The organism is Helicobacter sp. MIT 05-5294, assembly GCF_000765675.1.
Lineage (GTDB): Bacteria > Campylobacterota > Campylobacteria > Campylobacterales > Helicobacteraceae > Helicobacter_D.
Window position 1 is genome coordinate 1 of record NZ_JRPA02000090.1, and the last position, 420, is coordinate 420.

Below are 420 nucleotides of genomic sequence, written 5' to 3' on the forward strand. Positions count from 1 at the left end.
AAACTCAAAGGCAACCTTAGAATCTCTTGGGCTTTTGATATAAATTATAATAAAAACATTGATTTAATCTTTTTTCCTGAAGAGAATCCCTATCTTAATTATGCAGTTCTTTATGCTAAAGATTTTCCTAAAACATTTGAAAAAGAAGAGGATAGCCTTTTGTTTATAGATAGAGAATTAAGTGATCTTAAGATTCCTTATCATATCAACTATGATTTTGTCCAAGAAATCCTCTCTCAAAGTAATTTGAGTCAATCCCAACAAGAAAGATTCTTTCAAGTAAGATTTGGAAGTGTGTTTATCCCTATGGAAATAGAGTTTGAATGGTATATTGTGTATTGGTATTATCAAGGAATAGATTGGGGATTAACCAATATTGAAAAAACGATTCTTTTTCCAGAAAATGATAAATATCTTAAT

Annotated in this window: 1 protein-coding gene; it reads left to right on the plus strand. The window is 28.6% G+C overall.

From position 1 onward, the window contains the following. The coding region (locus LS69_RS10705; RefSeq protein WP_194145507.1) for a hypothetical protein at positions 1-420 on the plus strand (420 nt) is incomplete at both ends.